The 16,521-nt window shown below is 69.3% G+C and carries 12 protein-coding genes; 8 read left to right on the top strand and 4 right to left on the bottom strand.

Going from position 1 to position 16,521, the window contains the following annotated elements; genetic code table 11:
* The first annotated feature begins 22 nt into the window (after nucleotides 1–22).
* Nucleotides 23–652 (top strand): hypothetical protein, encoded by a 630-nt coding sequence (locus ACQEVY_RS12235; RefSeq protein ID WP_432947737.1) that lies wholly within the window; start codon nucleotides 23–25, stop codon nucleotides 650–652.
* A 236-nt stretch (nucleotides 653–888) separates the two neighbouring features.
* On the opposite strand, the gene ACQEVY_RS12230 is transcribed toward ACQEVY_RS12235, so the two are convergent.
* Nucleotides 889–1,515, bottom strand: coding sequence for a hypothetical protein (locus tag ACQEVY_RS12230; protein WP_432947735.1), 627 nt, complete (start codon nucleotides 1,513–1,515; stop codon nucleotides 889–891).
* Between the two features lie 218 nt (nucleotides 1,516–1,733).
* The gene (locus ACQEVY_RS12225; RefSeq protein ID WP_432947733.1) at nucleotides 1,734–3,896 is read right to left on the bottom strand and encodes a RecQ family ATP-dependent DNA helicase; all 2,163 of its coding nucleotides are present in this window, start codon (nucleotides 3,894–3,896) and stop codon (nucleotides 1,734–1,736) included.
* A 133-nt stretch (nucleotides 3,897–4,029) separates the two neighbouring features.
* Between ACQEVY_RS12225 and ACQEVY_RS12220 the strand changes: the two genes are divergently transcribed.
* From ACQEVY_RS12220 to ACQEVY_RS12195, 6 genes are all read left to right on the top strand, one after another.
* Nucleotides 4,030–5,598, top strand: coding sequence for a DUF4192 domain-containing protein (locus ACQEVY_RS12220; RefSeq protein WP_432947731.1), 1,569 nt, complete (start codon nucleotides 4,030–4,032; stop codon nucleotides 5,596–5,598).
* Nucleotides 5,599–5,877: 279 nt separating this feature from the next.
* Entirely contained in the window at nucleotides 5,878–6,636 is a 759-nt protein-coding gene (locus ACQEVY_RS12215) for an NUDIX hydrolase (RefSeq protein ID WP_165339202.1), read from the top strand.
* Between the two features lie 90 nt (nucleotides 6,637–6,726).
* Nucleotides 6,727–8,505: an ABC transporter ATP-binding protein gene (locus tag ACQEVY_RS12210; RefSeq protein WP_432947728.1), complete on the top strand. Its 1,779-nt coding sequence runs from the start codon at nucleotides 6,727–6,729 to the stop codon at nucleotides 8,503–8,505.
* A gap of 153 nt (nucleotides 8,506–8,658) precedes the next feature.
* On the top strand, nucleotides 8,659–9,546 hold the full coding sequence (locus ACQEVY_RS12205; RefSeq protein WP_432947726.1) for a FadR/GntR family transcriptional regulator: 888 nt from the start codon (nucleotides 8,659–8,661) through the stop codon (nucleotides 9,544–9,546).
* Nucleotides 9,547–9,973: 427 nt separating this feature from the next.
* The gene (locus tag ACQEVY_RS12200; RefSeq protein ID WP_432947724.1) at nucleotides 9,974–11,515 is read left to right on the top strand and encodes an RNA polymerase sigma factor; all 1,542 of its coding nucleotides are present in this window, start codon (nucleotides 9,974–9,976) and stop codon (nucleotides 11,513–11,515) included.
* A gap of 131 nt (nucleotides 11,516–11,646) precedes the next feature.
* On the top strand, nucleotides 11,647–12,465 hold the full coding sequence (locus ACQEVY_RS12195) for a S1 family serine peptidase (protein ID WP_432947722.1): 819 nt from the start codon (nucleotides 11,647–11,649) through the stop codon (nucleotides 12,463–12,465).
* A gap of 267 nt (nucleotides 12,466–12,732) precedes the next feature.
* On the opposite strand, the gene ACQEVY_RS12190 is transcribed toward ACQEVY_RS12195, so the two are convergent.
* On the bottom strand, nucleotides 12,733–12,963 hold the full coding sequence (locus tag ACQEVY_RS12190) for a DUF7455 domain-containing protein (protein ID WP_165255467.1): 231 nt from the start codon (nucleotides 12,961–12,963) through the stop codon (nucleotides 12,733–12,735).
* A gap of 445 nt (nucleotides 12,964–13,408) precedes the next feature.
* Here ACQEVY_RS12190 and ACQEVY_RS12185 point away from each other — a divergent pair, with 445 nt between their 5' ends.
* Nucleotides 13,409–15,532 carry a DNA gyrase/topoisomerase IV subunit B gene (locus tag ACQEVY_RS12185; RefSeq protein ID WP_432947720.1) on the top strand — a complete coding sequence of 708 codons (2,124 nt, stop codon included), beginning with the start codon at nucleotides 13,409–13,411 and terminating at the stop codon, nucleotides 15,530–15,532.
* A gap of 157 nt (nucleotides 15,533–15,689) precedes the next feature.
* Here the strand turns inward: ACQEVY_RS12185 and ACQEVY_RS12180 are convergent, their stop codons facing one another.
* Nucleotides 15,690–16,382 carry a response regulator gene (locus ACQEVY_RS12180; protein WP_432947718.1) on the bottom strand — a complete coding sequence of 231 codons (693 nt, stop codon included), beginning with the start codon at nucleotides 16,380–16,382 and terminating at the stop codon, nucleotides 15,690–15,692.
* Between the last annotated feature and the right edge of the window lie 139 nt (nucleotides 16,383–16,521).

Genomic DNA, 16,521 nt, shown 5'->3' with positions numbered 1-16,521 from the left:
GGCGTTTGATAAAAATCAGCTCATGCCTCTCATTCCCGAGGAGCCTCAGATTCACGAGAGTGCCCAGGGTCCCCGCGCCACTCCGGCCAACGGCCGCACCGCGCCGACCCCCCGCCCCGTACCCGGTCCCCGTCCCGCGGCTCCGCCGCGTCCCGGTCGTCCGGGTGCCGTCCGGCCGATGCCGCCGGCGCAACGTGCGCCGCGCGACACGCCTGTGGCCAAGCCGGAGCCGTCCGCTCCGGCCGCCCCCGCCGCTTCCTCCACTCCGCAGATCCAGCTGATCCCGGCCTCGGCCGAGGGGGCGCTGGACGCCGCCGAGGAAGCGGTCGACCTGCTGCTCGACACGGGCCGCGCCCCCGGTGAGGTGCTGGTGATCACCACCGGTGATCCGCATCCGTGGGCCGCGCACGAGTTGTCCTTCGGCGACGCCGCGTACTGGGCGCAGCACGACGCGGGTGACGACGTCTTCTACGCCGACGCCTCCGCCGCCGGTCGGGTCGCTTCCCGTCCCGTGGTCGTCGTCGCCGTCAACGGCGGTGCCGACGCTGCCGCCGCTACGGCCCTGCCGCTGGCCCTCGGCCGAGCCGGCACCCTGCTGATCGTCTGCGGCGACCCGCAGAAGATCAACTCGGTGCTGGGGGCGGGGGTCTAAGAGCCCTTCCCTTGACGGGGGTGGATGCCGCCGTTGGCGGCATGTGCACGGTGGACGGTTCGACGTGTGCCGGTACGGGGGGACGTACCGGCGTGATCAGGGCAGCAGTGCCCGAGTTCATGTGCGGCGCCGTCGAGGCTTGCAATCCGTCAGTACGTCATCGGGGCCGGGCTCCACGCGCGCGTGGTGGATGCCCCTGCCCGCTGGCGGAGATCGGGCGGGCTTCGTTCGCTGAGTCAGCGAGCCGCCGCGCGGCGCAGTACGTCCGAGGCGGCGCCCCCGGTGCGCGGCTGGGTTGTCTCCGCCATGGCGAAGGACTCGAAGGACTCCGGCGCCGAGTCCGCGTTGGGGTGACGGCCGCCGCGCCCCTCGCCCAGGACCTGCCAGCCATCACCCGTCAGCGTGATGTACGCCCCGCAGCGCAGCCCGTGCAGCGTGCATGCGTCTCGCAGCCCCCACATCCACGCCCCGTCCTCCTCCGTCCAACGCGCGTCGCCCTCACGGCAGTAGAGCAGTACGGCCGTATGCACCGGGGTGCGGCGCCGCAGATCGTGCGGGATGACCCGGCGCAGCTGCGCGAGCAGCGCGTTGCGGAACATCCAGCCGTCCGCCGGAGCCGGACGCCGGGTGAACGAGGCGCTCGCCCGCAGCCGTTCCTCTGGATCGAGGACGGCCACGATGGCGGTCGCGGGCCGGGGCCGATGCCGGGAGTGCAGCCCGTTGACGACCTCCCGGGGATTGCGCAGCAGCGGAATCCCCGCGGCGGCCCACTCGGCGGGTTCGAGCATCCGGGCCAGTGAGTTGGCGGACGCGGCGGACGTCGGCATCGATGCCGCCGGGGACGGAGCGAATCCGAAGGTCACGGTCCTCCCTTCGGCTACGCGCCCACACTGCGGGCGGGGTCGGACGGGGGAGCGCACCGCGGCATAGCCCTACCGGGCTTCGGGCAGGCCATGCGGGGCGCGTCCCCAATTCTTCCTGCCGAACTTGATTGCGGCAACGAGCAATCAGGGCCACTGACTGTTATCTGGGGATGCGTCTCATATATCCCCGCACAGTGCTCTCCTCGGCGGCACTTGCATCACGCTTGCACGGCGAGCACCAGTGGCAACACCCCCTGCGCACCGGTTCTCCGGAGCATGCGTGCGGCCACCGCGAGCGTCCAGCCGGTCTCGGTCAGATCGTCCACGAGCAGTACGGGGCCTTGGGCCTCCGCGAGGGCCTCGGCCAGGGCGGGCGGCACGGCCAGCGCCCCGTCGAGCGCCTTGAGCCGCTGCGCGCTGTTGCTCCTGGAAGCCGGAGCTGCCTCAACTCCAGTGGCGTACTCCAGGGACCCCAGCAGTGGAAGGCGTCCGATCTCGGCGATCCGAGCTCCGAGCGACTGGATCAGCTGCGGTCGGCTGTGCGAGGCCATGGTGACGACGCCGACCGGGCGCGGCTGTGCGTCGGGGCTCCCTGAGGCCCAGCCGCCGGGCCCCTTCGCCCAGTCGGCCAGTACTCCAACGACGGCCTTCGCGACATCGTCCGGAACAGGCCCGTCCGGCGCTTGAGGCGCCAGCATCGGCCGCAGCCGGTTGCCCCAGCCGATGTCCGAGAGCCGTCCCAACGCCCGCCCGGTCGCCGCCTGTTCGCCTGCCGGGATGCGCCCCTTCAGGTCGACACCTATCGAGGGCAGACCCGTCGGCCACATCTTCCGGGGCTCCACCTCGACACCCGCGCGGCCGAGCTCACCACGCGCCGAGTCCAGAGCGGTTGGGGAGACCGTGTCCGCGAACCGCGGTCCGGCGCAGTTGTCACAGCGGCCACACTGGGCCGCCCCCTCATCGTCCAGCTGCCGCCGCAGGAACTCCATTCGGCAGCCGGTCGTCGTCACGTAGTCACGCATCGCCTGCTGCTCAGTGGCCCGCTGCTTGGCGACCCAGGCATAGCGCTCGGTGTCGTACGTCCATGTGGCGCCCGTGGAGATCCAGCCACCCTTGACGCGATGGACCGCGCCGTCCACGTCCAGGACCTTGAGCATCGTTTCCAGCCGGGACCGGCGCAGCTCAACCAGCGGTTCGAGCGCGGGCAGCGAGAGCGGCCGGCCCGCCTGCGCGAGGGCATCCAGCGTGCGCCGCACCTGCTCCTCCGGAGGGAAGGCGATCGAGGCGAAGTACTGCCAGATCGCCTCGTCCTCCTTGCCCGGCAGAAGCAGCACCTCGGCATGGTCCACACCGCGCCCTGCCCGTCCCACCTGCTGGTAGTAGGCGATCGGAGAAGACGGCGACCCCAGGTGCACCACGAAGCCCAGGTCGGGCTTGTCGAAGCCCATGCCCAGCGCGGATGTGGCGACCAGGGCCTTCACGCGATTGGCGAGCAGGTCCTCCTCGGCCTGCTGCCGGTCCGCGTTCTCCGTCTTCCCGGTGTACGACGCCACTGGGTGCCCGCACTGTCGTAGGAACGCGGTGACCTCCTCGGCCGCGGCCACCGTGAGCGTGTAGATGATTCCGGAGCCGGGCAGCTCGCCGAGGTGCTCGGCGAGCCAGGCCATCCGGTGAGCGGCGTCCGGCAGCCGCAGCACGCCGAGGCTCAGGCTCTCCCGGTCCAGCGGGCCGCGCAGGACGAGCGCGTCGGTACTGCCACCGGTGCCGAGCTGCTCGGCCACATCGGCCGTCACGCGCGCGTTGGCCGTCGCGGTGGTGGCCAGGACCGGTACGCCCGGCGGGAGATCGGCGAGCATGGTGCGCAGTCTGCGGTAATCCGGCCGGAAATCGTGGCCCCAGTCGGAGATGCAGTGCGCCTCATCGACCACAAGGAGGCCGGTCGCTGCGGCAAGCTTCGGCAGTACCTGGTCGCGGAAGTCGGGGTTGTTGAGCCGCTCCGGGCTCACCAGGAGCACATCGACCTCACCTGCGGCCACCTCGTGTTGGATCGAGTCCCACTCCTCCGTGTTGGACGAGTTGATCGTCCGCGCGCGGATCCCGGCGCGCGCCGCCGCCTCGACCTGGTTGCGCATGAGCGCGAGGAGCGGGGAGACGATGACCGTGGGGCCCGCGCCCCGCTCACGCAGGAGCGCCGTCGCGACGAAGTACACCGCGGACTTTCCCCAGCCGGTGCGCTGCACGACCAGGGCTCTGCGCTTGTCGGCGACGAGTGCTTCGATGGCTCGCCACTGGTCCTCGCGCAGCCGGGCGTCGCCCGCCCCGGCGCCGACGAGGCGGGCGAGTACGGTATCGGCCGCTGTGCGCAGGTCTTCATTGGTCATGACCCCATGCAACCCGATGGGTCGGACATCGCGCGAACGCGTCCGCCGAACTGTGGATAACTTCTGACGCGATCATGATCATGGTTATCCACAGGTCAAAGCGGGATTTCGGAATTCGCGGGATGGTCACCACATGACGAATCACAGCGAAGCCGCCGGGACTTCCGGCAACGGTGACATCAGCGGGCACGACGAGCGTGGGGAAGGGAACGGGCACGGCGGCCACAGGGAAGATCACGCGGAGGGAGGTGCCGCTGGTGCGGGGAGCGGGGCGGACGGTATTCCGTGCGCCGAGCACCAGGTCACGCTCCGGACTCCGGCCGAACTGGCCGATGCGCTGCCGTACTTGCTCGGGTATCGGCCCGAGGACAGCATCGTGCTCGTAGCCCTGCATGACCGGGACGGGCGGGGCCGGTTCGGCGGGCGAGCACGCCTCGGTATCCCTGGCAACGAGGACGACTGGCCGGCCGTGGCCGAGCAGTTGGCGCAGGGCCTCATCACGGGAAGCGAACGCAGGGGCGCGCCGGTCGAGAGCATGGTGGCCTTCCTCTGTCAGGACCCCAGGGTCAATGAGTCCGGGTGGGAGGTCATGTCGCGCCTGCGCCCGCTGGCACAGTTGCTGCGCACGGCATGCGGTGCTCTCGACGTCCCCGTGGTCGAGGCACTGTGCATCTCGGACAACCGCTGGTGGTCTTATGTCTGTCCGAGTGAAGAGTGCTGCCCTTCCGGCGGTACGCCCATGGGCCTGCCCGGCACATCGGTCCTGGCTGCCGCAGCGACGTACGCCGGACTCCAAGTACGCGGCTCACTGAAGGAGTTGAGGGCAAGGCTCAGTCCGTGGGAGACCGCGGCGGCGCTGGAGCAGGAGTCCGCGCTGAATGCCGTGAGCGTGGCGCTCATTCCCAGGATCCTGGACGACGAGAGCCGCGCGGACGTGGCGGACCAGACCCTGGAACTGGCCGACCGGCTCCTGCGGCGGTTCGCCGACGTCCCACCCTTGTCCGGCACGCTTCCGGCGGACCTCCGCGATGACGAGCTACTGGCCCACGACGAAGCGGCCACCCTGATCCTCGGCCTCCAGGACCGCGGAACGCGCGACAGGGCGGCGGAGTGGATGGAGGGTGACGAGGCGGGCCCGGCATTGCGCCTGTGGCGCGCCCTGGCCCGGCGCTGTGTCGGTGCGTACGGAGAGCACGCCGCGGCGCCGCTCACCCTTGCCGGATGGGTCGCCTGGTCCACCGGCGACGAGCTGGAAGCCCGAGAAGCCCTTGCGATGGCGCTCGGCGCGGACCCCGGATATCTCTTCGCGCGCCTGCTGCACCAGGCGTGCAACGAGGGGCTGGATCCCGAGTCGATCCGCCGGTGCCTTCGGAAGGAACGTGCCGATCGCGGGGGTGCGGTGGCGGGATCCGAAGCGAGCGCTGCCTCGGCGCCGCGGGCCGGCTCCGACAGTCCGTCCGGCCAGACCCCGGCAGCCCCGACGCGGACGGCGCCCCGTCGCCGACGCAGGACGCGGTCCACAGGCGGCCCCACCAGCCATCCGAACCGGCGTCCCACCGGGCTGGGAGGTACGCGCCGCCCTCGGCCTGCCGCCGAGGGCTCTACCGCGACGGACGGACGAGGCCGGAGCGGCGACAGCAAGGGTGCCCCTTCCCGGTTCCGGCGAGGAGCCGGACGTCGGGAATCAAGGAGCGACACATGAGGATGGGGGAGAGGTACGGGGCATTGATAGCGGCCTGGTTTCAGGGTTGGTTCCGGCTGCCATGGGTGACGATCCGGGGATGGACCGGGCTCGGGTGCGCACCCTCTGCCGTCGTGGAAGTGGTCAAGAGGGTGCATCTGGGAGTCAGGGCTCATAGGACCGGGTGGGATCCGGAGCCGGTGGCCTCCCATGACGTCCGTATCGGGGCGGAGTGGATCAGTCGTCCCGGTGACCGGCGAAAGGAGTGCTTATCGTCAGGCAGACGACTATGATCGCGACATGCCCTACGACCCGTCAGCCTTCCCGCCCTTTGCCGTCACCGTTGACCTGGTCGTATTGACCGTGCGTCGCGATGCTCTGTGCGCGTTGGCGGTACGGCGGGGCGAGCCTCCGTTTCAGGGGCGGTGGGCGCTGCCCGGCGGATTCGTGCGGCCCGACGAGGACCTCGCGCAGGCCGCCGCGCGGGAACTGGTCGAGGAGACCGGGCTGTGTGCCCACGACCCGGACGCCCCCGCGCAGGACAACGGTGCGCATCTGGAGCAGCTCGCCACCTACGGCGACCCCAAGCGTGACCCGAGGATGAGGGTCGTCAGCGTCGCCCACCTCGCGCTCGCCCCCGATCTGCCCGCGCCCAGGGCGGGCGGCGACGCGAACAGCGCTCGCTGGGCCCCCGTCGAGGAGCTGCTCCAGCGGGGCGGGTACGGCCGCGACGGCGAACAGGCGGCACCGCTCGCCTTCGATCACGCGCAGATCCTGGCCGACGGCGTGGAGCGCGCCCGCTCCAAGATCGAGTACTCGTCGCTGGCCACTGCCTTCTGCCCGACCGAGTTCACCGTCGGCGAGCTGCGTCGTGTGTACGAGGCGGTGTGGGGCGTGGCGCTCGACCCCCGCAACTTCCACCGGAAGGTGACCGGCACTCCCGGCTTCCTGGTGCCCACCGGAGGAACGACCACCCGGCAGGGCGGCCGCCCCGCTCAGCTCTTCCGCGCGGGCGGCGCCACACTGCTCAATCCGCCGATGCTGCGCCCCGAGGTCTGACACAGGCGTCAGCTCTGCCGGTGCGGGGGCCGTTCCCGGCCGGTGTCAGGGTGCCCGAAAAACCGTACATATCGCGCTATCTTGCCTTGGGTGATCCAGGCCATCGGACTGACCAGCAGCCCCCGCAAGGAGCTCCCGCCCGCCGTCGACGACCTGTCTTTCGAGGCGCACCCGGGACGCGTCACGGCGCTTCTCGGAGCTCCGGGCGCGGGCAAGACGACGGCGCTGAGGCTGATGCTCGAGCTCCAACAGGGCCGCGGAATCACCCGCTTCAGAGGTCGGCCGCTGCACCGCATCCCCCATCCCGCACGCGAAGTGGGTGTGCTCCTCGGAGAGGTGCCGGGTCATCCGGCACGCACGGTCCGTGGTCAACTCCGCATGCTGTGCGCCGCCGTGGGCGTGCCCGTGCGTCGCGCCGACGAAGTCCTCGAAGTGGTGGGCCTCGTCAGCCTGCGCGACGAACGCCTCGGCACGCTCTCGCGGGGTATGGACCGTCGTCTGGGCCTTGCTTGCGCGCTGCTGGCCGATCCGCACACGCTCGTTCTGGATGCCCCTACGGACGGGCTCTCGGTCCGTGAAAGCCGTTGGCTGCACGGAGTTCTGCGCGCGTATGCAGCCGGAGGCGGCACCGTGCTCTTCACCACGGACGACCCGAAGGAGGCCGCGCGGAACGCCGACCGGGTCGTCACGATCGAGGAGGGCAAGCTCGTAGCCGACCAGGAGGTCGCCGACTTCGCCCGTACCCGGCTCCGTCCCCGCGTCGCCGTGCGCAGCCCTCACGCCGCCCGGCTCGCCGCCCGCCTGGCCAAGGAGGCTCGCGCCACACGGCGTTCCGTCGAAGTCGTGCCAGAGGACGGCAACCGCCTCTCGGTGTACGGCAGCACCTGTGCCGACGTCGGCGAAACCGCATACCGCCACGGCATCCTCGTACATCAACTGGCTGACGAAATCGGCGACATGGGGCCCACGGCCACGGTCGCCCGTCCGCCCGCGGATGATCCTCAGGAGGCCGAGGAGTCGCCGCGGCCGGCCGAGGCGGAGAACGCGGATGACCTGTCCCCCCTCCCGCCCCCCATCACGGTCCGCCAAGGCCGCAACCCGCTGCGTCCCCTGCGTTATGAACTGCGCCGCGCGGCAGGAGTCGGCACCGGTTACCTCACCGCGGCAGCCGTGCTCGTCACCTCCGCCGTCACCGCCGTACTCCTGACACGGGTGGGACACACGCCGCAGCCGCGGCTGCTCGCCGCGTGGCCGCAGCAGTTCCCGCTGCCGCCCGCGGCGCTCGGCGCGGGGCTGCTCGGCGCCGTCGCCTTCGGCGACGAGTTCCGCCACCCCGCCCTGGCCGCGGACCGCGGCACCGTCCCCCGCCGCCTGGGACTGCTCGCCGCCAAACTCCTCGTCGCCGCCGCCACCGCGCTGATCCTGGCCATCCTCACGGTGGGTGTGGACGCCGAACTGCTCTACATCATCTACGGACGGGAGATCGCCGGAGTTCCCGCCGACTGGCTTTCGCTGAGCGCCAGTTGGATCGGCCTCACGGTGGGCTGCGCCTGGGCAGGCGTGCTTGGCGCGGGCGTCTTCCGGTCGACGACCGCCGGACTCGCGGCCGTTCTCGCGGTACCGATCGTCGTCGTACCCCTGGTGCACAAGTTCCTGGAGGGACAGTCCGTGCGGACCGCGACCGGGTTTTCGACCCGACTACGGGAGTTCGTGCTGATGCAGTGGCCCTTCGGCGGCGAGCGATATCTGGCCGCAGGAGTCCGGGTGATCACCCAACCCGTCGGCGGTGCACTGGTGTTGTCGCTCACCGTCCTGCTCTGCACGTACCTGTTCACGACCGTGCGAGGCAGGTTCCGGTGGTCGTTCTGAGCGGCACAGGCGTTCCCCGATGCGCACAACTCCTCGGTGAACGCCCATTTCTTTCCGATAAGGCGTCAATTGCGATGGGGTGAGCGATCACCCTTTCGTGTGCTTTTCACCAAAGACCTCAAGGCAGTTGAGGGCGACGCCGACAAAGGATGCGTGAGTACCCTTGCGCACACCATGATGACCGCCGCCCGCTCCGCAGACTCCGGCCTGGCCGGCCCGGGCGAACTCGACCGCTACCCCTACGCGGAGGCCCCCGGCGCCAATCGCGTCGGCGCCCCCGCGTGGGAGGGCACGGACCCTGAGCTGGGCCGCGTGGGCAGGCGGGCCGCGGGCTCCCGCGGCCGCGGCCTGCACGGCCAACTCGTCCAACAGCTGGGTCAGATGATCGTCTCCGGCGACCTCGGAGCAGACCGCCCGCTCGTCCCTGAGGAGATCGGCCAGCGGTTCGAGGTCTCCCGCACCGTCGTCCGTGAGTCACTCCGCGTCCTCGAGGCCAAGGGCCTGGTCAGTGCCCGCCCCAATGTCGGCACACGGGTACGGCCCGTCAGTGACTGGAACCTCCTCGACCCGGACATCATCGAGTGGCGGGCCTACGGACCGCAGCGCGACGATCAGCGGCGCGAGCTGAGCGAGCTGCGCTGGACGATCGAGCCGCTGGCCGCCCGCCTCGCCGCCGGACACGGACGCGAGGAGGTGCAGCAGCGGCTCGCCGACATGGTCGAGATCATGGGGCATTCCATGGCGCAGGGCGACGCCCTCACCTTCTCGCGCGCCGACGCGGAGTTCCACTCGCTCCTCATCCAGGTCGCCGGCAACCGCATGCTGGAGCACCTCTCCGGAATCGTGTCGGCAGCCCTCCAGGTCTCCGGCGGCCCGGTCGCCGGCTGCGACCGGCCGAACGAGATCTCCCTCGCGCACCACGCCCGGATCGTGGACGCCCTGGCCGCCGGTGATGGAGCGGCGGCCGAGTCCGCCATGCGTCAACTGCTCACCGTCCACCCCGAGGTGGAGCGGGTGGTGCCCGCCCCGCGCGAGCACTGACCGCGCACCGAGGAGTAGTCGGGGGCGTGTCCCCTCGCCCGGTCCCGCGCGGTCGGCGACCGATCCGCCGCCGGACTCTGCCGCACCCTGCCGCCGGACTCTGCCGGATCCCTCTGGGATCCGGCAGAGTCCGGCGGTATGAGGAAGCCTTGCGCCACCAGATTGACCACCTTTGAACGTGTCTGATCGCATTTAGACGCTTATGGGGTGTGACTCGGGCCACGCAGATTGGGCGTAACACTCCTGGGAACAGCGCGATGACCTAAGAGGTGACAGCCGACGAGGGAATACGGACGCCGTTCATGGCGCTGTGCATCTTCGCGGCCCCCGCCCGCGCCGTTGGCTCATCCCCCAGTCGACGGTCGTCGGCTCCGGTCCACAGTGGACGGGGCCGGAAGCCGCTTTCCAACGTTCCGAGAGGTTGTTCGTGTCGGCCAGCACATCCCGTACGCTCCCGCCGGAGATCGCCGAGTCCGTCTCTGTCATGGCGCTCATTGAGCGGGGAAAGGCTGAGGGGCAGATCGCCGGCGATGACGTGCGTCGGGCCTTCGAAGCTGACCAGATTCCGGCCACTCAGTGGAAGAACGTACTGCGCAGCCTCAACCAGATCCTCGAGGAAGAGGGTGTGACGCTGATGGTCAGTGCCGCGGAGCCCAAGCGCACACGAAAGAGCGTCGCAGCGAAGAGTCCGGCCAAGCGCACCGCCACCAAGACGGTTGCGGCGAACACGGCGACGGCCGAGCAGGCCACCGCCACCGCAGCTCCGGCGATGCCTGCCGTCGACGCTCCCGCCGAGGACGCTCCCGCCAAGAAGGCCGCTGCCAAGAAGGCGACCGCCAAGAAGGCCGTCGCAAAGAAAGCCGTCGCCAAGAAGGCGCCGGCCAAGAAGACCGCCGCCAAGAAGGACGACGTCGAGGCGATCGACGAAGAGGCGGTCGAGGAGACCCCGGGCACCGCCAAGCCCGGTGCCGAAGAGCCCGCCGAGGACGGCGCCCAGGGCTTCGTCCTGTCGGACGAGGACGAGGACGACGCGCCTGCGCAGCAGGTCGCCGCCGCTGGTGCCACGGCCGACCCGGTCAAGGACTACCTCAAGCAGATCGGCAAGGTCCCGCTCCTCAACGCCGAGCAGGAGGTCGAGCTCGCCAAGCGCATCGAGGCCGGCCTGTTCGCCGAGGACAAGCTGGCCAACGCCGACAAGCTCGCCCCCAAGCTCAAGCGCGAGCTGGAGATCATCGCCGAGGACGGCCGCCGCGCCAAGAACCACCTCCTGGAGGCCAACCTCCGTCTGGTGGTCTCCCTGGCCAAGCGCTACACCGGCCGCGGCATGCTCTTCCTGGACCTCATCCAGGAGGGCAACCTCGGTCTGATCCGCGCGGTCGAGAAGTTCGACTACACCAAGGGCTACAAGTTCTCGACGTATGCCACCTGGTGGATCCGTCAGGCGATCACCCGCGCCATGGCCGACCAGGCCCGCACCATCCGTATCCCGGTGCACATGGTCGAGGTCATCAACAAGCTCGCGCGCGTGCAGCGTCAGATGCTCCAGGACCTGGGCCGCGAGCCCACCCCGGAGGAGCTGGCCAAGGAGCTCGACATGACCCCGGAGAAGGTCATCGAGGTCCAGAAGTACGGCCGCGAGCCCATCTCCCTGCACACGCCGCTGGGCGAGGACGGCGACAGCGAGTTCGGTGACCTCATCGAGGACTCCGAGGCCGTCGTCCCGGCCGACGCGGTCAGCTTCACGCTCCTCCAGGAGCAGCTGCACTCCGTTCTCGACACCCTGTCCGAGCGTGAGGCGGGCGTAGTCTCCATGCGCTTCGGTCTCACCGACGGTCAGCCGAAGACCCTCGACGAGATCGGCAAGGTGTACGGCGTCACGCGCGAGCGCATCCGCCAGATCGAGTCCAAGACGATGTCGAAGCTGCGTCACCCGTCGCGCTCGCAGGTCCTGCGCGACTACCTCGACTAGATCCTGCCGTACGTCACCCAGGGCCCGGACTCCCGCACAGGGGACCGGGCCCTCGGTGTGCGTGGAGTGCGCGCCACTGCCTCGTGAATCACTCTGGGTTTTCCATGACCACCTCAGAGTGAGGAGCGCTTATGCGTCGGCCCTATGTACGAGCGCTGGCTCTCACGGCCATGGCGGCCGTGATACCGCTGGCATCCACCACTCCGGCGGCTGCCGACAGGATCGTCATCGGCGGTTATCCCGTCGAGGCCTCTCAGAGCCCCTGGACGGTGGCGCTGGCGAGTCGTGACCGGTTCGGGGGTACGCGGGGCGGGCAGTTCTGCGGGGGCGCGGTGATCGGCCGCTCGACCGTGCTGACCGCAGCCCACTGTCTGGGCAAGGAAACGCTTGGCGCACCACTGCGGCAGATCCACGATCTGAAGGTGATCGCCGGGCGCGGGGATCTGCTGGGGGGCGAGGGCAGGGAGATCCCGGTGCGCGCGGTCCGGGTCAACCCGGCGTACGACAGCTACACGAACGCCGGTGACTTCGCTGTGCTCACTCTTGCCGAGCCGCTGCCGGAGAGCTCGGTGATTCGCATGGCGGGCTCCGATGACGCGGTCTACCGGCCCGGTACGGACGCTGTGGTCTACGGCTGGGGCGATACGACGGGCAATGGTGACTTCGCACACGCTCTGCGGGCAGCCCGGGTGGAGGTACTGTCCGACGCCGTCTGTGAGGAGGCGTATCCGGACAGTGCGGAAGGGAAGTATCTGGCCGACTCCATGCTGTGCGCCGGGGAGTTGGGTGGTGGCCAGGATGCCTGTCAGGGGGACAGCGGTGGGCCACTGGTCGCCCAGGGGCGGCTGATCGGCCTTGTGTCGTGGGGGAACGGCTGCGGACGGGCCGAGAGCCCAGGGGTCTATACGCGGGTCTCAGGCGTCGTCACGGAGTTGGACGCGGGCCGCTGACGAGTACGTCACAGTCACGGTCGGCGACAGGGGCGTACAGCCATGGCTGACGACCGGCACGTACTGGCACGGTCGTCAGCTGAGAGGTGCAGCCACGACGGGCGACAGGGACGTACAGGCACGGTCTTCGGCTGGAACGTACAGGCGTGGTGGCCTGCTGGGTTGTTCGGGCCGACCGGGCATGACTACGGGCGGCTGCCCCTGTTGCCAGGGACAGCCGCCCGGTCACCGGCCTGTGCCGTGCTGGCTCGTCGTGGATGCGAAGTGTCAGCGCTCTTCTTCGTTGGCGCTTGCCGGGGCGGCCGTCAGCCGCTCCGTCTCGTCCTGTATCTCAGCGGCGATCTTCTTGAGTTCCGGCTCGAACTTGCGCCCGTGGTGGGCACAGAAGAGCAGTTCACCACCGCTGAGGAGGACGACGCGCAGATATGCCTGGGCGCCGCAACGGTCGCAGCGGTCAGCGGCCGTCAGCGGGCTCGCGGGGGTCAGAACAGTAGTCACGTCGCCTCTTCTCTAGCTCGACGAGCTGTCGTACCAGGGTCAACATCCAACCAGGCCCAAAACGTTCCCGCTCGGGACTCTGCCTCGGAAAAAATCTCGATCCGAGTCGGCTGTCTGCTGCCGGTTGGCGGCGAATGAGCCGTATTGCGTGTCTTTGTATCTTTACGGGTTCGCGCTGTCTGTCAGGGTCAAGTCCTCCCGGCTGGGTTGCCGGTTGTTCATGAGGACGTGCCCGGAGCCTAAATGGTTCATGCCTGGAAGGGAACGTGATATGTACTTCACTCCATCGAGGGATCGAACAGGCATGCGACGCTGGACTACCCTGAGTCTCAGACGAGGGTGGCGTTACAACGGCTCTACCAGGCCTCGGTACCCTCGGACCGGCGACCGAAGCCGGTCCTTACCCTAAAGGGCCCCACTTGAAATTCAGCGAGGAGCGAACCGCGTGACCGCCGAGACGTCCGTGCCGTCCACAGCGCTGCTGACCGGAGCAGACCGGGACGGTTCCAACTACACCGCGCGGCACCTGCTCGTCCTCGAGGGGCTCGAGGCCGTGCGGAAGCGCCCGGGCATGTACATCGGGTCGACCGACAGCCGCGGTCTGCTCCACTGCCTCTGGGAGATCATCGACAACTCCGTGGACGAGGCCCTGGGCGGGTACTGCGACCACATCGAGGTGATCCTGCACGACGACGCCTCGGTAGAGGTGCGGGACAACGGCCGCGGCATCCCCGTAGACGTGGAGCCCAAAACGGGCCTCTCCGGTGTCGAGGTCGTGATGACCAAGCTGCACGCCGGCGGCAAGTTCGGCGGCGGTTCGTACGCGGCTTCCGGCGGCCTGCACGGCGTGGGTGCCTCGGTGGTGAACGCGTTGTCGGCCCGCCTGGACGTCGAGGTGGATCGCAATGGGCACACGCATTCCGTGAGCTTCCGGCGCGGCACGCCCGGTGCCTTCACGGGGGCCGGTCCGGACGCGACGTTCGACGCCTCGGCCGGTCTGCGCAAGCTAAAGAGGATCCCCAAGACCCGCACCGGCACGCGCGTGCGCTACTGGGCCGACCGCCAGATCTTCCTCAAGGACGCCAAGCTCTCCCTGGACACGCTGCACCAGCGCGCCCGCCAGACGGCCTTTCTGGTGCCCGGACTGACGATCGTCGTCCGCGATGAGTACGGGCTCGGCGAGGGTGGCAGCAAGGGCGAGGAGTCCTTCCGTTTCGACGGAGGCATCAGCGAGTTCTGCGAGTACCTGGCGAACGACAAGCCCGTCTGCGACGTCCTCCGCCTCTCTGGACAGGGCATCTTCAAGGAGACGGTCCCGGTTCTGGACGACCACGGCCAGATGACGCCCACCGAGGTCACCCGAGAGCTCGGCGTCGACGTCGCGCTGCGCTGGGGCACCGGCTATGACACGACGCTCAAGTCGTTCGTCAACATCATCGCCACGCCCAAGGGCGGCACCCATGTCGCGGGCTTCGAGCAGGCCGTCACCAGGACGGTCAACGAGGTGCTGCGCACGAAGAAGATGCTGCGCGTCGCCGAGGACGACATCGTCAAGGACGACGCCCTGGAGGGCCTCACCGCGGTGGTCACGGTGCGCCTCGCCGAGCCGCAGTTCGAGGGCCAGACCAAGGAGGTGCTCGGCACCTCGGCGGCCCGTCGCATCGTGACGAACGTCGTCTCCAAGGAGCTCAAGGCATTCCTGACGTCCACGAAGCGGGACACGGCCGCACAGGCTCGCGTCGTCCTGGAGAAGGCGGTCGCCGCGGCCCGCACGCGTATCGCGGCCCGTCAGCACAAGGACGCGCAGCGCCGGAAGACGGCACTGGAGTCCTCGTCGCTGCCCGCGAAGCTCGCCGACTGCCGTAGTGACGACGTGGAGCGCAGTGAGCTGTTCATCGTCGAGGGAGACTCCGCGCTCGGCACCGCCAAGCTCGCGCGGAACTCCGAGTTCCAGGCACTGCTGCCGATCCGCGGCAAGATCCTCAACGTCCAGAAGGCGTCCATCTCGGACATGCTCAAGAACGCCGAGTGCGGGGCGATCATCCAGGTCATAGGTGCCGGGTCCGGCCGGACGTTCGACATCGACGCGGCACGCTACGGCAAGATCATCCTTCTGGTCGACGCCGATGTCGACGGCGCGCACATCCGCATCCTGCTGCTCACGCTCTTCCAGCGCTATATGCGGCCGATGGTCGAGTCGGGCCGGGTGTTCGCCGCGGTTCCGCCGCTGCACCGCATCGAGCTGACCCAGCCGAAGAAGGGCCAGGACAAGTACGTCTACACGTACTCGGACCGCGAACTGCGCGACAAGCTGCTGGAGTTCCAGAGCAAGGGCATCCGCTACAAGGACTCCATCCAGCGCTACAAGGGCCTCGGCGAGATGGACGCCGACCAGCTTGCAGAGACCACGATGGACCCGCGGCACCGCACGCTGCGTCGGATCAACATCTCCGACCTCGAGGCCTCGGAGCAGGTCTTCGACTTGCTGATGGGGAACGAGGTGGCTCCGCGCAAGGAGTTCATCTCTAACTCGGCGGCTACGTTGGACCGTTCTCGCATCGATGCGTGAGCGCTCCGCTGGGTGGGGCAGGTTTCAAGCTGCGGGTTCGTTGTGGCTTGTCGCGCAGTTCCCCGCGCCCCTTAAAGGGGCCTGCGGCCTCCTTTAAGGGGCGCGGGGAACTCACCGACTCGACAGTCCGCCTAGGCGCCCCAAGCGGCCACGTGCCTCAGGGGGCCACCCACGCGTAGCGGTGCTCTGGGCGGCCTGTGTCGCCGTATTTGAGGGTTAGGCGGAGGCGGCCGGCCTGTTCCAGGTGGCGGAGGTAGCGCTGGGCTGTGGAGCGGCTTAGGCCGGTTCGGGCTGCTACCTCGTGGGCCGACAGCGGACGGTCGGCGTCGTGCAGGACCTTGCAGATCAGGTCCGTGGTGGGTTCCGAGTGGCCGCTGGGCAGGCCGGGCGAGGAGGCGGCGGGCGTCGTACGCAGCGCGCCGAAGATCCGGTCGACCTGCTCCTGGCCTGCCACACCCTGGCCCTCGACCCGCTCGACGGTGCGATGCAGGGCGGCGTACGAGTCGAGTCGGGCGCGCAGCGCGGCGAAGGTGAACGGCTTGACCAGATAGTGCAGGGCGCCGAGGCGCATCGCGGCCCGTACGGTCTCCACATCACCGGCCGCAGTGATCATGATGACGTCGCTGTCGTGGCCGAGTTCCCGCATCTGCTGTACGAGTTCGAGACCTGTACGGTCGGGCAGATAGTGGTCGAGCAGTACGAGGTCGACGGGTTCGCGGGCCACCGTGGCCAGGGCCTGAGCCGCGGTGTGCGCGCGGGCGGTGACCCGGAAGCCGGGCACTTTGCCCACGAACTGGGCGTTGATCTCGGCGACACGGAAGTCGTCGTCCACGACCAGGACGTCAATCATCGGGCCTCTCTCCCCGAGCTAGGGCTGCGTCGGGCCCGTTGCTCCGGCTCCAGTGTTGTAGCGCGCGCGAAACGAGCACAACACGCTTTTGCGAGCAGAAGAAGGCCTTGCGGTCACAAGACTGCTGCTCTTGCACACG

It is taken from the genome of Streptomyces sp. CA-288835, assembly GCF_050936385.1.
Lineage (GTDB): Bacteria > Actinomycetota > Actinomycetes > Streptomycetales > Streptomycetaceae > Streptomyces.
The sequence above is the reverse complement of the archived record's forward strand: the minus strand, read 5'-3'. Positions and strand labels throughout refer to the sequence as shown.